This is a genomic window from Mesorhizobium sp. P2_D5, assembly GCF_056404355.1.
The window spans coordinates 1,023,742-1,040,383 of the sequence record NZ_JBFUEE010000002.1 but is presented as its reverse complement, the minus strand read 5'-3'; the positions used below and the strand labels follow the sequence as shown (position 1 = coordinate 1,040,383).

Annotated in this window: 15 protein-coding genes and 1 tRNA gene; 8 read left to right on the top strand and 8 right to left on the bottom strand. The window is 61.2% G+C overall.

The annotated features are described in order from the left end of the window. Window positions 1-84: 84 nt before the first annotated feature. Window positions 85-486, bottom strand: a complete 402-nt coding sequence (rpoZ, locus tag AC1DYW_RS11675) for a DNA-directed RNA polymerase subunit omega (protein ID WP_095086596.1) — start codon at window positions 484-486, stop codon at window positions 85-87. A gap of 326 nt (window positions 487-812) precedes the next feature. Here rpoZ and AC1DYW_RS11670 point away from each other — a divergent pair, with 326 nt between their 5' ends. Both AC1DYW_RS11670 and AC1DYW_RS11665 read left to right on the top strand, forming a co-directional pair. After that, a complete protein-coding gene (locus tag AC1DYW_RS11670; RefSeq protein ID WP_095086599.1) occupies window positions 813-1,394 on the top strand; it encodes a LabA-like NYN domain-containing protein in 582 nt (193 codons plus the stop codon). A gap of 11 nt (window positions 1,395-1,405) precedes the next feature. Beyond that, on the top strand, window positions 1,406-2,062 hold the full coding sequence (locus tag AC1DYW_RS11665; protein ID WP_477226240.1) for a uracil-DNA glycosylase: 657 nt from the start codon (window positions 1,406-1,408) through the stop codon (window positions 2,060-2,062). Window positions 2,063-2,071: 9 nt separating this feature from the next. On the opposite strand, the gene AC1DYW_RS11660 is transcribed toward AC1DYW_RS11665, so the two are convergent. Further along, a complete protein-coding gene (locus AC1DYW_RS11660; protein ID WP_477226239.1) occupies window positions 2,072-3,085 on the bottom strand; it encodes a zinc-binding alcohol dehydrogenase family protein in 1,014 nt (337 codons plus the stop codon). A gap of 110 nt (window positions 3,086-3,195) precedes the next feature. On the opposite strand from AC1DYW_RS11660, the gene AC1DYW_RS11655 reads away from it, so the two are divergent. Then, window positions 3,196-3,558 (top strand): winged helix-turn-helix transcriptional regulator, encoded by a 363-nt coding sequence (locus AC1DYW_RS11655; protein ID WP_477226238.1) that lies wholly within the window; start codon window positions 3,196-3,198, stop codon window positions 3,556-3,558. Between the two features lie 69 nt (window positions 3,559-3,627). Here AC1DYW_RS11655 and AC1DYW_RS11650 read toward each other — a convergent pair whose 3' ends face one another. Genes AC1DYW_RS11650 through dapA form a run of 3 tightly spaced genes read right to left on the bottom strand, consistent with a single transcriptional unit; the run spans window position 3,628 to window position 5,764 of the window. Further along, the gene (locus tag AC1DYW_RS11650; RefSeq protein WP_457153875.1) at window positions 3,628-4,341 is read right to left on the bottom strand and encodes a glycoside hydrolase family 25 protein; all 714 of its coding nucleotides are present in this window, start codon (window positions 4,339-4,341) and stop codon (window positions 3,628-3,630) included. Between the two features lie 36 nt (window positions 4,342-4,377). Next, window positions 4,378-4,857 (bottom strand): SsrA-binding protein SmpB, encoded by a 480-nt coding sequence (gene smpB, locus AC1DYW_RS11645; RefSeq protein ID WP_013896388.1) that lies wholly within the window; start codon window positions 4,855-4,857, stop codon window positions 4,378-4,380. 25 nt (window positions 4,858-4,882) lie between these two features. Continuing rightward, complete coding sequence (gene dapA / locus AC1DYW_RS11640; protein ID WP_095086797.1) at window positions 4,883-5,764, bottom strand: 4-hydroxy-tetrahydrodipicolinate synthase; 882 nt, start codon at window positions 5,762-5,764, stop codon at window positions 4,883-4,885. A 292-nt stretch (window positions 5,765-6,056) separates the two neighbouring features. Here dapA and AC1DYW_RS11635 point away from each other — a divergent pair, with 292 nt between their 5' ends. Together AC1DYW_RS11635 and AC1DYW_RS11630 are read left to right on the top strand one after the other, a co-directional pair. Then, window positions 6,057-8,087 (top strand): lytic transglycosylase domain-containing protein, encoded by a 2,031-nt coding sequence (locus AC1DYW_RS11635; RefSeq protein ID WP_477226237.1) that lies wholly within the window; start codon window positions 6,057-6,059, stop codon window positions 8,085-8,087. Window positions 8,088-8,241: 154 nt separating this feature from the next. Then, the gene (locus AC1DYW_RS11630; RefSeq protein ID WP_477226236.1) at window positions 8,242-9,123 is read left to right on the top strand and encodes an alpha/beta fold hydrolase; all 882 of its coding nucleotides are present in this window, start codon (window positions 8,242-8,244) and stop codon (window positions 9,121-9,123) included. A gap of 75 nt (window positions 9,124-9,198) precedes the next feature. Here AC1DYW_RS11630 and AC1DYW_RS11625 read toward each other — a convergent pair whose 3' ends face one another. Next, entirely contained in the window at window positions 9,199-10,281 is a 1,083-nt protein-coding gene (locus AC1DYW_RS11625; protein ID WP_477226235.1) for a tyrosine-type recombinase/integrase, read from the bottom strand. A 240-nt stretch (window positions 10,282-10,521) separates the two neighbouring features. After that, entirely contained in the window at window positions 10,522-11,667 is a 1,146-nt protein-coding gene (locus AC1DYW_RS11620) for a porin (protein ID WP_477226234.1), read from the bottom strand. Window positions 11,668-12,118: 451 nt separating this feature from the next. Here AC1DYW_RS11620 and AC1DYW_RS11615 point away from each other — a divergent pair. Together AC1DYW_RS11615 and AC1DYW_RS11610 are read left to right on the top strand one after the other, a co-directional pair. Beyond that, window positions 12,119-12,209 (top strand) — tRNA-Ser (locus AC1DYW_RS11615). A gap of 150 nt (window positions 12,210-12,359) precedes the next feature. Continuing rightward, window positions 12,360-13,535 carry a porin gene (locus AC1DYW_RS11610; protein WP_477226233.1) on the top strand — a complete coding sequence of 392 codons (1,176 nt, stop codon included), beginning with the start codon at window positions 12,360-12,362 and terminating at the stop codon, window positions 13,533-13,535. Between the two features lie 190 nt (window positions 13,536-13,725). Here AC1DYW_RS11610 and AC1DYW_RS11605 read toward each other — a convergent pair whose 3' ends face one another. Next, window positions 13,726-15,393, bottom strand: coding sequence for a tetratricopeptide repeat-containing sulfotransferase family protein (locus AC1DYW_RS11605; protein ID WP_477226232.1), 1,668 nt, complete (start codon window positions 15,391-15,393; stop codon window positions 13,726-13,728). Between the two features lie 120 nt (window positions 15,394-15,513). Here AC1DYW_RS11605 and AC1DYW_RS11600 point away from each other — a divergent pair, with 120 nt between their 5' ends. After that, on the top strand, window positions 15,514-16,626 hold the full coding sequence (locus AC1DYW_RS11600) for a pyridoxal phosphate-dependent aminotransferase (RefSeq protein ID WP_477226231.1): 1,113 nt from the start codon (window positions 15,514-15,516) through the stop codon (window positions 16,624-16,626). Window positions 16,627-16,642 lie beyond the last annotated feature (16 nt).

Here is a 16,642-nt window from a genome sequence, read left to right as displayed (position 1 = left end):
ACGGCGCATGTCATAGATAGCCACGAAACTGCCGATACGGAAGTGCGGAAGATTGTTCCAGCGACCTCCAGATCGGAGGCTCGCTTAGTAGTCGTCGCTCTTTTCCGGGGGCACCAGGCCCTCGATGCCGGCCAGGAGATCTTCCTCGGTCATCCGGTCGAAGGTGATGTTCTCCTCGGCGTCGTCGGCATCGGTGGCCGCGACTGCGGCGCCGGTCTGGTCGGCAATCGCCTCGCCATCGGCTTCGGGTTCGTCGACCTCGACATGCTTCTGCAGCGAGTGGATCAGGTCTTCCTTGAGGTCGTCGGGCGACAGTGTCTCGTCGGCGATCTCGCGCAGCGCCACGACCGGGTTCTTGTCGTTGTCACGCGGCACGGTGATCGGCGCGCCCTGGCTGATCTGGCGGGCACGGTGGCCGGCAAGGAGCACCAGCTCGAAGCGGTTGTCGACCTTGTCGATGCAATCTTCAACGGTTACGCGGGCCATGGACTGCCCCTTTCATGCGATGGATTTGATGGAAATCAGGCGCGGTCCTTAACCCGAACGCCGCCAAAACACAAGCATCATGGCAATGGTGGGGTCGCAGGGCCGCCAACCCCTTCATTTAAACACCCGATCGGCCAAATCAGGCTGCATCCATCGGTTCGGCGCCCGATCACAATTGCTTGCAGTGCGCCAACACGCCCTTGGATTGCCGTGAAACTGGCGTTATCTCGGATAGCGCGAAGGTCAGCCGGTTTATTATGAGCCTGACCGATAGTCGCTATCGCATTTCGTTAGACGGCCGATTATTTCGAAAAGGACTATTTTCCATGTTCGACCCTCGTGAAAAAATCGCCCTATTCATCGACGGCGCCAATCTCTACGCGACGTCGCGCGCGCTTGGCTTCGACATCGACTACCGCAAGCTCCTGTCGAGCTTCCAGAAGCGCGGCTATCTGCTGCGCGCTTACTACTACACCGCGCTGGTCGAGGATCAGGAATACTCCTCGATCCGTCCGCTGATCGACTGGCTCGATTACAACGGCTTCAAGGTGGTCACCAAGCCGGCCAAGGAATTCACCGACTCGACCGGCCGCCGCAAGATCAAGGGCAATATGGACATCGAACTCACTGTCGATGCGCTGGAACTCGCCGATGTCGTCGACCATTACGTCATCTTTTCCGGCGACGGCGATTTCCGCACGCTGGTCGAGGCGCTGCAGCGGCGCGGCCGCAAAGTGTCGATCGTCTCGACCATGGCCTCTCAGCCGCCAATGATCAGCGACGATCTGCGCCGCCAGGCCGACCATTTCATCGACCTGACTACGTTGAAGAACGAGGTCGGTCGCGATCCGTCCGAGCGGCCGATGCGCAGGCCCGAGCCGGCCGAAGTCGATGAGGACGACTACTGAGGCCGGTCGCGTTGACCGCCCTTTCCATCTCCGAACCCGGCCGCGACTGCCTACTCTGTCCGCGGCTGCATGATTTCATCGCCGAATGGCGGCAACGTGAGCCATCCTGGTTCAACGCGCCGGTGCCGACTTTTTTGCCACCCGATGGCGTTGACGCCGTCCGGCTTCTGATCGTTGGGCTGGCGCCCGGTCTGCGCGGCGCCAACCGCACCGGACGCCCCTTCACCGGCGACTATGCGGGCGACCTGCTGTACTCGACGTTGATTTCGCACGGTTTTGCGCGCGGTGAGTTCAAGGCGCGGCCGGATGACGGGCTGGAGTTGGTCGGCACGGCGATCACCAATGCGGTGCGCTGCGTGCCGCCGGAGAACAAGCCGGTGGGCGCCGAGATTGCCACGTGCCGGACGTTCCTGGTGCCGACGATCGCCCGGTTTCCCAACCTGCGCGCCGTGCTGGCGCTGGGGTCGATCGCGCACCAGTCGACGGTGCGCGCGCTGGGTGGGCGCGTCGCCGCCTATCCGTTCAGGCATGGCGGGCAGCTGCCGGCCGGGGGCATCACGCTGTTTTCGAGCTATCATTGCTCGCGCTACAACACCAACACAGGTGTGCTGACCGAGGCGATGTTCGTCAGCGTCTTCAGCGAGATCGCGGCCTTCCTGCAGAAATAGCGCCGCCCTTCAGAACCCCTCCAGCACGATCTTGCCCTTGGCCTTGCCGGTCTCGATCAGCGCGTGGGCGCGTTTCAGATTGGCGGCATTGATAGGACCGAAGGTCTCGCCCAGCGTCGTGCGGATGGTCCCGGCGTCGACAAGCCGGGCCAATTCGTTGAGGTGCTCGCCCTGAGCGGCCATGTCCTGCGTCTCGAACATCGAGCGGGTGAACATGAACTCCCAATGCACAGAGACGCTCTTGCGCTTGAACGAATTGATGTCGAGCGATTTGGGATCGTCGATCAGCCCGAAACGGCCTTGCGGCGCGATCAGTTCGGCGATCTCGGCCAGGTGCCGGTCGGTGTTGGTCGTCGAGAACACGAAGGCAGGTGCGCCGAGACCAAGGGCTGCGACTTCGGCGGCGAGCGGCCTGGAGTGATCGACGACGTGATGAGCGCCGAGCCCAAGCGCCCAGTCCCGCGTCTCGGGCCGCGATGCGGTGGCGATCACCGTCAGATCGGTCAGTTGGCGCGCCAGCTGCACCGCGATCGAGCCAACGCCGCCGGCGCCGCCAATAATCAGAATGGCCTTAGCCGCGCCAGCGACAGGTTTCCTGACATCGAGGCGGTCGAACAGAGCCTCCCAGGCGGTGACCGCCGTCAAGGGCAGCGCCGCCGCCTGCGCGTAGCCGAGCGAGCCGGGTTTGCGGCCGACAAGGCGCTCATCGACAATATGGAATTCGGCATTGGTGCCTTGTGGCGCCAGGGCGCCGGAATAGAAGACATCGTCGCCCGCCTTGAACAGGCTGGCGTCCCGACCGGCCGCAACGACCCGGCCGGCAGCGTCCCAGCCGAGCACACGCCATGCTCCGGCCTCGGGTCTGGCGCTTTGCCGCACCTTGGTGTCGACCGGGTTGACCGAGATTGCCTTCACCTCGACCAGCAGGTCACGACCTTTCGGCTCGGGCCTGGGCAAATCGATATCGACCAGGGAGGTCTCATCGCTGATGGGGGCTGGGATTTGATAGCCGACGGCGCGCATTTTGGTCTCCGCGATTGCTCTTGAGTGTTGTTCAGAGCAGAGATGCGGATTATGTGCCGGAAGCGCAAGAATGCACATATAAAGCACATAGTGTCGAAAAGGATACCGTCATGCCGCGCATTCGCCATGAGCGATTCGATTGCAGCCCCGGCTGCACGGTGGAGGGAACACTCCGCTACATCGACGGAAAGTGGAAAGGCGTCGTGCTCTATCATCTGTTCGAGGGCACGATGCGCTTCAACGAGATCCGCCGGCGCATTCCGAACTGCACACAGCGCATGCTGACCAACCAGCTCCGCGAACTGGAAGCCGATGGGCTGATTGCGCGCAAGATCTATCCTGAAGTGCCGCCGAAAGTGGAGTACAGCCTGACGCCGCGCGGCAGAAGCCTGGAACCGGTGATCACCGCGCTCAAAATCTGGGGCGATGCCAATGTCACGCTGGCGCCGGAGGCTTCCCAGGCTGCAGCTTGAGACGACGAGCGAGGTCCCGGAATGGCTTCCGGGGATCACTTGGCTTGGGAAATCACTTGGCTTGGGAGATCACTTGGCTTGCGGAACGATCGATCCCGATGATGGCGCGGACAGTGCGCCCAACACGGCCGGACCACCCTGCAGCACATTCAGGTCGACATCGCCGTTGATGCCGTCGACGCGTCCCTTGTTGTGGTACTGCCAGTAGATCCAGTCGCCGCGATCCGGCTGCAGCAGCAACGAGCGAAGCCAGAGCGGCCGGGCGGGGATGCGCCCGGCATAGGCCTGCTCAGCCTCGTCGGTCAGATAGACAATCGCCGGCTTGCCGAACGCGGCCTCGACTGGAGCGAGGAACGCGGCAAGTTCTGCGTTCAGTTGCTCGGGTGTTGGCCGCTGCGGGCAATTGCCGCCGAACTCGATGTCGACGACCGGCGGCAGCAAGGGCTGGTCGTGCGGCACCACCGAGATGAAATTCTTCGCCTGGTCGGCACCAGGCCGACAGAAGGTGAAGAAATGATAGGCGCCGACGGCAAGTCCGGCCGCGCGGGCCTCACGCAGATTGGTGGAGAAGGCATCGTCGACATGATCGCCACCTTCGGTCGCCTTGATGACGGCAAAGGCGACGTCGGCGGCGGCAACGCGGCGCCAGTCGATCTGGCCCTGGTGATGGGAGACGTCGATGCCCCGCACCGGATATTTGCCGCGGTCTGGCGAGAATGCCCTGAAATAGAGATAGCCGCCCGCAGCGATGAAACACACCAGGACCAGGCTGGCCAAACCCAAAAGGACGATCCGGTTCTTCAAACGAATGGCCCCAACCTACCCCCGCTCTTTTAAGAGCCTGCCCTTCTCGCGCGACCAGTCGCGCTGCTTCTCGGTTTCGCGCTTGTCGTGCAGTTTCTTGCCGCGACCGACGGCGAGCAGCAGCTTGGCACGGCCCTGATCGTTGAAATAGATCTTCAGCGGCACCAGCGTCATGCCTTCGCGGTCGACGCTCTGTGCCAGCTTGGCCATCTCGCGCTTGTTGAGCAGGAGTTTGCGGCGGCGGCGCGGCTCGTGGTTGAAGCGGTTGGCCTGGAGATACTCCGGCAGGTATGAATTGATCAGCCAGATCTCGCCGCCTTCGACCGAGGCATAGCTGTCCTGGATGTTGGCCTGGCCCTGGCGCAGCGACTTGACCTCGGTGCCGGTCAGCACCAAGCCGGTCTCGATCGTGTCGAGCACCTCATAGGAAAACCGCGCCTTGCGGTTTTCCGCAACGGTCTTGTTGTTAGGATCGGCTTTTCTGACTTGATTCATGATGTGGAGAGGTGGCGCCTCATCCCTAGTTTATCAAGCCGGCGTGCTTCATCGCCGCATCGATCCTGTCGGCGGTCGACTGTTCGACGGTCATCAGCGGCGAACGCAGCACGTTCTCGACCTTGCCCAGCTTCGACAGCGCATATTTCGCGCCGGAAACGCCGGGCTCGAGGAAGATCGCCTTGTGCAGCGGCAGCAGGCGGTCCTGCAGGTCCAGCGCCTTGGCGCTGTCGCCGGAAAGCGTTGCTTCCTGGAATTCGGCGCAGAGCCGTGGCGCGACATTCGACGTGACCGAAATGCAGCCGACGCCGCCATGCGCGTTGAAGCCGAGCGCCGAAGCGTCCTCGCCCGAAAGCTGGATGAAATCCTTGCCGCACGTAGCGCGCTGCTCGGAAACCCGCTCGACCTTGCCGGTGGCATCCTTGACGCCGATGATGTTCTTGAAGTCGTGCACCAGCTGGCCCATCGTCTCCGGGCTCATGTCGATGACCGAGCGCGGCGGGATGTTGTAGATGATGATCGGCAGGCTGGTTGCCCTGGCGACGGCGGCGAAATGCGCGTAGAGGCCGCGTTGCGTCGGCTTGTTGTAATAGGGCGTGACAACGAGTGCGGCGTCGGCGCCGGCCTTCTCGGCATATTGCACCAGCCCGACCGCCTCCTCGGTGTTGTTGGAGCCGGCGCCGGCGACGACCGGGGCGCGGCCCCTGGCCACCTCGATGCAGACCTTGACGACATGGCGGTGCTCGTCATGCGACAGCGTCGGCGACTCGCCAGTGGTGCCGACTGGGACCAGGCCCGTCGTGCCCTCGGCGATCTGCCAGTCGACGAACGCGCGAAAGGCTTTCTCGTCGAAACGCCCGCTCTTTTCGAACGGTGTCACGAGCGCAGTAAGCGAGCCTCTCAGCATGTCGTCCAACTCCTTGGCACTTCTTTGTTCGCGCATGTCGTTGCCCTAAAACCGGTACCCACTTTTAGGCGACATGCATCGGTGTTTCGTCGTGCGCGCCTTCTAGCCGAAAGCGAAGCCGCGCACCATAGTCTCGACATTGTTGCGCGGCAAGCATTGCCATGGTGCCAGCAAGCGCAATTCGAACGACCGCGCTAACTCTTTGTTTACGGGCTCTTCACGACCTAAGTTTAGGCTTCGAAGCCTCTGCGCCTGATGGTAGAATGCCAGGACAAGGAAAGACGAAAAGACTATGCCGACAAGTCGGCCTCACCTCTTCGCGCTGCTTGGCGCCACGCTCGCGCTGATGCCGGGCATGGCGATCGGCGGCAGCGTCGATGTGCAGGTCACCTCGACCATCCCGATGCCGGGCCTGCAGGCCGAGGCGCCACAGGACGCCTCGCCAAGCGTCGCCCTGTTGAAAAGCGGGCTGGATGCGCTGGCGGCTGGCGACATTCCCGGCGCCCGCGCCGTGCGTGATGCCCTTCCCGGCCACTCGCTCGACCAGCATATCCTTGCCTGGGCGATCGCGCTCTACGGCGGTGACAAGGTTCCGAGCGGCGATATTGCCGCCGCCGCGAAGATGCTGCCCAACTGGCCGGGCACCGTCGCCTTGCGCAAGAACAGCGAGCGCGCGCTCTATCGCGAAAACCCTGCCGCCGATACCGTCATTGCCGCGTTCGACGGCAGCCAGCCGCAGACATTCGAAGGCGTGATGGTTCTCGCCCGCGCCTATGTGGCGTCGGGCAATGCCAAGGCGGCGCGTTCGGTGCTGTCGCCGTTCTGGCGTACCGCGATCCTGGAGGCCAAGGACGAGGTGACGCTGCTCAAGGAATTCGGCAGCCTGATTCCGGCCGCCGACCACCGTTTTCGCATGGAGCGCATGTTCTATGCCGATCGGGCGAATTCGGCGCAGCGCGTCGCCGGCCTCGCCGGTGCCCAGCAGCTTGCCGATGCCTGGGCGGCGGCGGACAGAGGCGACAAGAACGCGCCGAAACTGCTCAAGGCCGTGCCGGCGGCGCAGCGTTCAGCCGGCTACTTCTTCGCGCAGGCCGAATATCTGCGCAAAAAAGAGAATTTTGCCGACGCCGCGGCTGTCGTGATGCAGGCACCGACGGATCGCGAAGCTTTGGTCGATCCGGACGCCTGGTGGGTCGAGCGCCGGGTGTTGTCGCGCGAACTGGTCGACCAGGGCGACATGAAGACGGCCTACCAGATCGTCGCCACGCATGCCGCCGAAAGCGCCACCAATGCGGCGGAGGCCGAGTTCCATGCCGGTTGGTATGCGCTGCGTGGCCTGAACGATCCGAAAACCGCGGCAACGCATTTTGCGCGCATCGCCGACCTCGCCCAGGGACCGATGACGCTGTCGCGCGCCTACTACTGGCTCGGCCGTGCGGCGGAAGTCGGCGGCCCGGGTAGCGCCAAGGACTATTTTGCGCGCGCCGCTGCCTACGGCACGACATTTTACGGCCAGCTTGCCGCCGAACGCGTCGGCCGGCAGGCGCTCAACATTGCCTACCCGCAGCCCGATGCGGCCGACCGGCAGAATTTTGCCGGCCGTGAGGCCGTCAGCGCCATCAAGCGGCTGCAGGAGGCGGGCTACGACCGCTATGCCGAAACGCTCTATCGCGACCTTGCGGGGCAGTTGACCAGCCCAGGCGAACTGGCGCTGCTCGCCGTCTTGGCGGAAAAGCAAGGCAACCATTTCATGGCGCTGAAAGTCGGCAAGATCGCCGGCGCGCGCGGTATCGATGTCGGCGCACTGTCGCATCCGCTCGGCGTCATTCCCGATTCGGCCAACATTTCCGGCTCGGGCAAGGCACTGGCCTATGCAATCGCCCGCCAGGAAAGCGAATTCAACATCGGCGCCGTGTCGAGCGCAGGCGCGCGCGGACTGCTGCAGCTGATGCCGGGCACAGCCAAGCAATTGGCGAAGAAGGCCGGTTTGCAATTCTCGCAGACACGGCTGACCACCGACGCCGGTTACAACGCGACGCTTGGTTCAGCCTTCCTCGGCGAGCAGCTCGACCGCTTCAACGGCTCCTATGTGCTGACCTTCGCCGGCTACAATGCCGGTCCCAACCGGGCCAGCCAGTGGGTCGCGAAATACGGCGACCCGCGCGGCAAGGACATCGACGCCGTCGTCGACTGGATCGAGCGGATTCCCTACACGGAAACAAGAAGTTACGTGCAGCGCGTGATGGAGAATTACGAGGTCTACAAGATGCGTATTTCCGGCAAATACGACATCGTTGGAGATCTGGTGAACGGGCGCGGCTGACGAAGCCGACCCCTCAAGAGGCAACTTCGCCGAAGCTGTCGATTCTGCCCCTGCGGATTGGCGGCTCTCTCCAACCCAATCTCAATTTGACCCCACCTTCCCTCGCCTATAGCAGTCGGAAGACAATCAGGCAGGCGGAAGGAATCGCGTCCAGATGTCGAGCAGTGAAGGTTTCTCCGACTTTTTCTACAGCGCATCGGATGGGCTAAACCTTCATGCGCGCGTCTATGGTGACGCGAATGCCGGTCCTTGGCCGGTCGTCTGCCTGCCCGGCCTGACCCGCAACGCACGGGATTTTCATGAACTCGCGCTCTATCTTTCGGCTCGAGCTCAGGCTCCGCGCAAGGTCGTTGCCTTCGATTATCGTGGGCGCGGGCAGTCCGCCTACGATGCCGATGTCGGTCATTACAATGTCGGCGTCGAAGCCGGCGACATCCTTGCCGGGCTGGCGGCATTGGAAATAGAGGCGGCCGCCTTTATCGGAACATCACGCGGCGGGCTGATCATCCATGTGCTCGGCATGATGCAGCCGGCTATCCTGAAAGCCATTGTTTTCAACGACATCGGGCCGGTGATCGAGGCGGCCGGTCTCGCCCATATCAAGTCCTATCTTGAACGGACACCGAACCCCAGAACCTTCGCCGAGGCCGTGGCTGCCCAACGCAGCGTTCACGGCCAGGACTTTTCCGCGCTCACCGACGTGGATTGGGAGCGGATGGTACGGGCGCTCAACCGCGAGACGGATAAGGGCCTGTTGCCGGATTTCGACCCGAAGCTGGTCGACACCGTTGCGGGTCTCGATCTGACGCAGCCTCTGCCTGCCCTATGGCCGCAATTCGACGCGTTGGCCGCGATCCCATTGCTCACCATACGCGGCGCCAATTCGAGATTGCTGTCCACAGACACGCTACGGCAGATGCAAGAGCATCATTCCATGATGGAGACGATCACTGTAGAGGGCCAGGGCCACGCCCCTTTCCTCGAAACCGGCGACTTGCCGGACGCCATCGCGTCTTTCCTTGATCGCGCCGAGTAACGGCGCATCTAAAGTAAACCCCAAGACCAAACAAGGTCCTGGGGTTGACACAACAGTATAAGCTAGCTCCCCAGCCTATTTGGCTTTTGAATTTTTCCGAGGCGCTTTCGGCGAGGCCGCGGCTGATTCGTCCCGCTGTTTCCGAGCCGTGGGCGGGGATGAGGGAGTGGTCACAGGCGACGAAAACATGGAGCCTTCCCCACTGCTTGCCGGTTGCTCGCCGCGAGGTGTTTCCAGGACGACCACACAGCCATCGAGGTCATTGGTGGCCAGATGCGCATAACGCATGGTCATCGACAGCGTCTGGTGACCGAGCCACATCTGCACACGGCGGATATCGATGCCACCCTGGACGAGACGCGAGGCGCAGGTGTGTCGCAAGATATGCGGCACCACCTGGTCATCGGCGCCAAGGCCGACTTCGGCTTTGGCATCGTTCCAGATAGCACGGAACTGTGCCTGGCTGAGCTTGGTGAACGGGCCTTTGGGCCGTCGGCCTTCGGCAGCCGGCAGCTTGATGACCTCCTTGACCCGCTCGGTCATCGGAATGGTGCGGCTGCGACCGGATTTGGTGATCCAGAAACTGACCCGATGTTCCTGGATGTCGTTCCAGATCAGCCCAAGCGCCTCACCGAGACGGCACCCGGTATCGACCAAAAAAACTGAAAGCCTGTAGGCATCCTCGCTGCGGCTCCTGATGGCCGCGAATAGCCGTGCCTCTTCGTCCCTCTCGAGGAAACGAATCCGTCCCGCCCGCTCCTTCTGGCGGCGGAACTCGGGCAGGCTGTGGATATCTCCCATCTTATATGCCTTGCGCAGCAGTTTGCTAAGGGCAGCCATCTTTCGGTTGATGGTTGCGTTGCTGTTGCCGCGCTGGCGCAAGGTACCAATGAGGTTGTCCAGGGTACTCTGGTCAAAGGCGCTGAATCGCTCCCCAAGGAGAAGCTCATCTATCTCGCCGATGAAAGAGCTGACATTGTACTTATGCCGCCCATCATCCCATAATATGTCCCGGTATGCTAAAAAGAGCTCTCGAACCCTATACGACTTTACTTCTCTGATCTTGTTGTAACTGTATCGTATATTCGCATTTTGAGAAGAAAACATCGAAAAATGATCAGAAGGCTCACCCTCTTGAATCGCTTCGGTCGTCATCATTTGCCACACCCCCGAGTGGGATAGATCAGCCCTACCCGCTTGGAGGCGTCCTTTCAAGAGATTTGAATCACGCAGTTGTGATTTCATCCGCCCATCAGCGGATCCCACGAAATCACCCACGGACCCTATTCAGCTACCGTTACCCCCTGTTCCTTCTGTCTGCCTTGACCCAGTCACGAAACAAAAACAGCCCGGGCGTTTGTGCGCCCGGGCTGGATTTCACCTGTGTAGAACCAGCCCTTAGAACGAGCGCTGGAAGCGGAGGATACCGCCGACGCTGCTCTTCTTGTCGGCATGGGTCCAGTTGGAGAAGTCGGCGTCGTCGAACTTGCCTGCATTGAGGTAGTCGACTTCGGCCGTAACCGTGAAGCCGGGGACGATGTCGTAGGCGATGTTCGCGGCGACGCCGAGATTCTTCCAATCGTCATACGAGATCTGAGCGTTGAACGAGGTCTTCTCGTTGAACTTGTAGGTGCCACCGCCCCACACTGCCCAGTTGCCGCCCCACTGCTTGTACATGCCGCGACCGCCAGCCGGGAAAGCCAAGGTCCCGTCGCTGAGGTTGTCGTCGGTGCCGTAACCGGCCATGATCCACAGCGTGACAGCGTCAGACGCCTTCACGTCCAAGCGAACCTTGCCGGACACTTCTTCGTAGTTGCTGTCATAAGCGATAACGCCGGTGATAGCGCCCCAACCCTGCGTCCACTTCACGCCGCCGACGACATGCGGAACATAGCTGTCGATCGTGTAAGCGCCATAGCCTTCTTCGAGCGAGACGACGGCCGAGAAGCCGTTGCCAGCATCGAAGTAGTACTGGATGACGTTGGTGTCGAAGCCGCCGTAGGGAACCAGCGTATCCTGGATAACTTCGCCGGCGTAGCCGATGAAGGTGTTGTAAGCCGATTCGTCCTTACCGACGCGGAGACCACCGAGCTGGATCCAGGCGAAGTTCAGCGAAGCGCCCGAGTTGCCGGCTTCGTTGATGTAGGGGCTCGTGTCGGCGTTGGCATTGTTGAAGTTGAAGCGGGTCTCGGTGTAGGTCTTCAAGGTGCCGAGCTCGGTTTCCTGGCCGGTCCAGGTCTTCAGCGAGAGACGGGCCCGCTTGCGCCAGGTGTCGTTGCTCTCACCGGCATCCATGTGATCAGCGCTTCTTGCGCCATCGAACGAGCCGACGTCGCCGCCGCCGATGTCGTAACGGACATAGCCGCCGATGCGCAGGCAGGTTTCGGTGCCGGGGATGTAGAAGTAGCCAGCGCCGTAGACGTCGCAGATCTTGACGTATTCAGCGGGCTCCGGCTCGGCGACGACGACGGCGTCGGCGGCGCGCGCACCGGAAACTGCGAGCAGAGCCGCAGCGGAGCCGAGGAGAAGGCTCTTAATGTTCATTTTCTGACCTCCAGTCAAAAGTTAAAAAACGGGTCTGGGTATTCTTTGCTGAAGGACAGCGTTCCCTGCCCCATCCCCACTACCGAAAAAGATGCGCACCGCGCCGCTCCTTCGAACTCGACATTACCCATGAGACGGCGGCGTTCAACCACGATCGTACCGGCGAAAGGGCTGTTCGGCTGCTATCCCCTGGCGTTGTTGCACAAATGACACGATTTGGCCTCACTCAGAAAGCTCTCGTTAACCATTGGGGCCGCGGCAACCGCATGTTTCCAGCCGAATCCGGCAATCGGCCGACGGAATCATGGCAGGGCGCCGAGTCGCCAGCCAGGAAACTGCCGCAGAACCGCCGCATCGAAGGAAAACCGCAGCTCGGTGCGTTCTTATTTTTCCATATAATGACGCGGGCTTGTTGATTGTGCCGGCGCTTTTCTTTATCCAGCGGCGCAACGGAGAGGTGGCCGAGTGGTCGAAGGCGCTCCCCTGCTAAGGGAGTAGAGGTCAAAAGCTTCTCGTGGGTTCGAATCCCATCCTCTCCGCCATCTCTGCCTGCCTCGAAGGCGGCCAATCAAAAATCATCCTATTAAATCAGATAGATAGGCAGGCAATCCGTTGCCGTCGGAACGCAACTCCGTGCCAAAAATGCACTGAAGGCAACGCTGTTTTGTTCGATTCTGACTGGAGGTCAGAAAATGAACATCAAGAGCCTTCTCCTCGGCTCCGCTGCGGCTCTGCTCGCAGTTTCCGGTGCGCGCGCCGCCGACGCCGTCGTCGTCGCCGAGCCGGAGCCCGCTGAATACGTCAAGATCTGCGACGTCTACGGCGCTGGCTACTTCTACATCCCCGGCACCGAAACCTGCCTGCGCATCGGCGGCTATGTCCGTTACGACATCGGCGGCGGCGACGTCGGCTCGTTCGATGGCGCGCGTGCCGAAAACCAGCTTGGCGATCCCAAGCTGCAGGACACGTGGGCAAAGAACACCCGCTTCACGCTGAAGACCTGGACCGGCCAGGAAACAGAGCTGGGCACGTTGAAGACCTACACCGAAACCCGCATCCAATTCGGCAACTCCAACGGCTATGGCGACGCATACGGCAATGATGCCCACAACAAGGGCATCACGCTGAACTTCGCCTGGATCCAGCTCGGTGGTCTCCGCGTCGGTAAGGACGAATCGGCCTTCAATACGTTCATCGGCTACGCCGGCGAAGTCATCCAGGATACGATCGTCCCCTATGGCGGCTTCGACACCAACGTCGTCCAGTACTATTTCGACGGGGGCAACGGCTTCTCGGCCGTCGTCTCACTCGAAGAAGGCTCCAGTGATGCTGGCGCTGCCACCTTCGACGGGGCCGGCAACTATCTCTTCAACGCGAATTCCGGCAACGACACCATCGACAGCTACGTTCCGGACGTCGTCGGCGGCGTGAAGTACACGCAGGGCTGGGGTGCCATCACCGGCGTGGCATCCTACGACAGCACCTGGGAAGAGTGGACCGGCAAGGTTCGCCTGGACGTGAAAGCGTCTGACGCCCTGACGCTGTGGATCATGGGCGGTTATGGTTCGGACGATCACATCGACCGCAACTTCTACAAGCAGTGGGGCGGCAACTGGGCAGTTTGGGGCGGCGGCACCTACAAGTTCAACGAGAAGACCTCGTTCAACGCTCAGGTGTCGGCTGATGACGACAAGAACGTCGGCGTCGCGGCCAACATTGCCTACGACATCGTCCCCGGCTTCACGGTCACGGGCGAAGTCGACTACAACCACGATGGCAAGTTTGGCGATGCCGACAATCGCAACTGGGTCAACGCCGACAAGAAGAACAGCGTCGGCGGTATCCTCCGCTTCCAGCGCTCGTTCTAACAAGGTTTCGGCTTGTCGAAATCGAAAACCCGGCGGGCAACCGCCGGGTTTTTTCAGGACTTTGCGCGACCATTGCATGCGGTGCTGCAGTTCGCGGTCCTAACTTTGGTTCGGCCTCGATAGCGCAGGTCTCAGACGCATCGCGCGCTTCAGTACCCACAAAGCTCGTTCGCAAGTTTCGGAATTGGGACTATTTGTCCGCCAGGTCGCCCAATGCATCAATCAGCGGCTGAATTTCATCTTCATAATTCTTCCAGCGTTTGACGGACGACCTGTAAATCGGTTGACGGACCTGCCAGCGGCTTGGCGTGTTGACCGAACCATCCCTGTCGAAAAAGCGCAGGCAGGCGTCGTCCCAAGGCAACCCAAGATAATCTATAAGCCGACGAGACTGTGCTTCCTGATCCTCGACCAACGTTTCGTACCGATTCTCGAAGATCAGGCCCGGGAAAATCTCATTCCAATGCCGCATGAGGCGGTCATATTCGCGATAGTACAGGCCGAGTGCCTTCAGGTCGGCGTTGTAACTGTGCCCCTCGCCGAATCTCTGGACAAAACAAGAGACGCAATTGTCGATGGCGTCACGACGGCAATGAATGATGCGCGCGTTGGGAAAGAGAACGGCGATAAGACCGATCAGTTCGAAATTATGAGGCATCTTATCCACGATCCGAAGCGCGGAAGGTGCCCGCTCTCTCAGATAGGTCAGATGCTCTTCGGCCAACGTTCTGGATAGGTCTTTTGTGATCGACGCGATCACCTGGTCTAAACGTCCGGCCGATGACTTTTTGAGGTCGATCGCATTCGCGACTCTTCTGATTTTGCTCAGTTCCCCTGCGCCATGGACATCGGGATGACTGGCGCAAATCTGTTCCGTAAGCGTCGTTCCCGAGCGAGGCATGCCGACCACGAAAACAGGAACGTCCGAAGGACTTCCGTAACCGGACCTGGCAGCCAGCATCTCAGGCGTGAAGGTCTCGATCAGAGAGTCCGTCCAGCGACGGTATTGGTCGATGTCGAAGATGCGGCCTGAGGCCTGCTTGGCCTTCTTGAAATGGTCGAATGCATCCTTATAGCGCTTGAGGTCGTTCAGCACCTTGCCGGCGGCCAGGTGGAGCCTCTCTAAACCGTCCGGATCAAGCTTGGCATTGCCGAGTTCACGAATGATGGATTGGAGTTCCTTTGGCTCTTCGGTGAACTTTTGCGTCTGCACAAGATCGTTGTAGGCAGTCGGCACTGCGATGCCACGTTCGATTGTTTCCTTAAGATAGACGGCGGCCTCGTCCATGCGCCCCAGGCTGCTGAGCGCGCGAGCCAGTCCTGTCCGCACCTTGGGATGATCGCGGTTGGTCTTCAGTGCCTTTTCATAGAGCGGCAGAGCCATCTCGGGCTTATCAAACTGGATATAGGCGTCCCCCAATGCGCAAAGTGCTTCGACGAGGTTCGGCTGCAACTCCAAGGCATACTGCATATGTTCGATTGCTGGTGAAAACTCACTGACCTTCACGTAGCCCGAGGCTAGGCCAAGGTGGTAGTAGGGGTTCTTTGGCTCCTCGTTGAGTGCGCGTGCGAAATACCGCAAGGCCGCCTCATCGTCGTAGCCTATGCACACGGTCCCCAAAATATACAGGGCGAGTGGATGGTTGGGCGTACGCGCCAGCACCCGAAGGCACAGGTCCTGAGCCTCGTTAAGCCGCTTGGCCTGTTGAAACTGGTACGCCTGCTCCAGCAGCGCGTCGTCTGCCTGTGTACGCGAAAGCGGATTTGCTTGCGGCAGATTTTGCTGCGGGAACTTGGGTTTCGGCCCGGTTTGGGCCTTCAGGTGCTTGGACCAGGCTGGCGGCAGACGGTTGTTCATTGTGTCTCGCTAGCAAAAAGAGACGAAGGAATCCAGCATTACGGTTGCAGGCCGCGGACAACTTGCACCGACCATGCGGGCAGGCTAGCAAGAAGGCCCTTTTTCAAGCGAGCTTCCACCATGCGCCCACACCCTCCCCTAACGCCGCTCGTCGCAGCGCTTCCCTCGACGGTGCCTTTTGTTGGCCCCGAGGCACAGGAGCGCGAGCGTGGCCGCGCTTTTCGCGCTCGCATCGGCGCCAATGAGAGCAGTTTTGGTCCTTCGCCGCGCGTCATCGAGCGGATGGCTGGAATTGCCCGCGACATGTGGATGTATTGCGATCCCGACAATCACGACCTGAAGGTGGCGGCCGCCGCGCATCACGGCGTCAAGGTCGAAAACGTCGTGGTCGGCGAAGGCATAGACGGGCTGCTCAGCCTGGTGGCACGCATGTATGTGGCGCCCGGCGATGCCGTGGTCACCTCGCTCGGCGCCTATCCGACCTTCAACTTCCATGTCGCCGGTGTCGGCGGGCGGCTGGTCACCGTCCCCTATGAGAACGACAGGGAAAGCCTGGACGGCCTGCTCGCAGCTGTTCGCAAGGACAAGGCGCCGCTGGTCTACCTGTCCAATCCGGACAATCCGATGGGCAGTTGGTGGGAGGCCGACGAACTCATCCGCATCATCGAGGCGCTGCCGGAAACCACCATGCTGGTGCTCGACGAGGCCTATGGCGAACTCGGACCAGCCTCGGCACTGCCGCCGATCGATATCTCGCGGCCGAACATCATCCGTATGCGCACCTTCTCGAAGGCCTATGGGCTCGCCGGCATACGCTGCGGTTACGCAGTGGCCGAGGCCCAGGTGATCCGCGATTTCGAGAAGATCCGCAACCACTACGGCGTCAGCCGCATGGCGCAGATCGCCGGCGTCGAGGCGCTTGCCGATCAGGACTATCTGCGGAACGTGGTGGCGCGGGTCGCGGCCGGCCGCCAACGCATCGCCGGCATAGCCGAACAGAACGGGCTGAAGCCGCTGGCCTCGGCAACCAATTTCGTCACCATCGACTGTGGTGGCGACGGCGCCTTCGCGCTGAAAGTGCTGCAGGGCCTGCTGTCACGCGACGTCTTCATCCGCAAGCCGATGGTACCAGTGCTCGACCGCTGCATCCGCGTTAGCGTCGGACTGGATCACGAACTGGACATTTTCGCCGAGGAACTGCCCGGCGCGCTGGCGGCGGCACGAGGGAATTAGAGCTGTTCCATCCCGA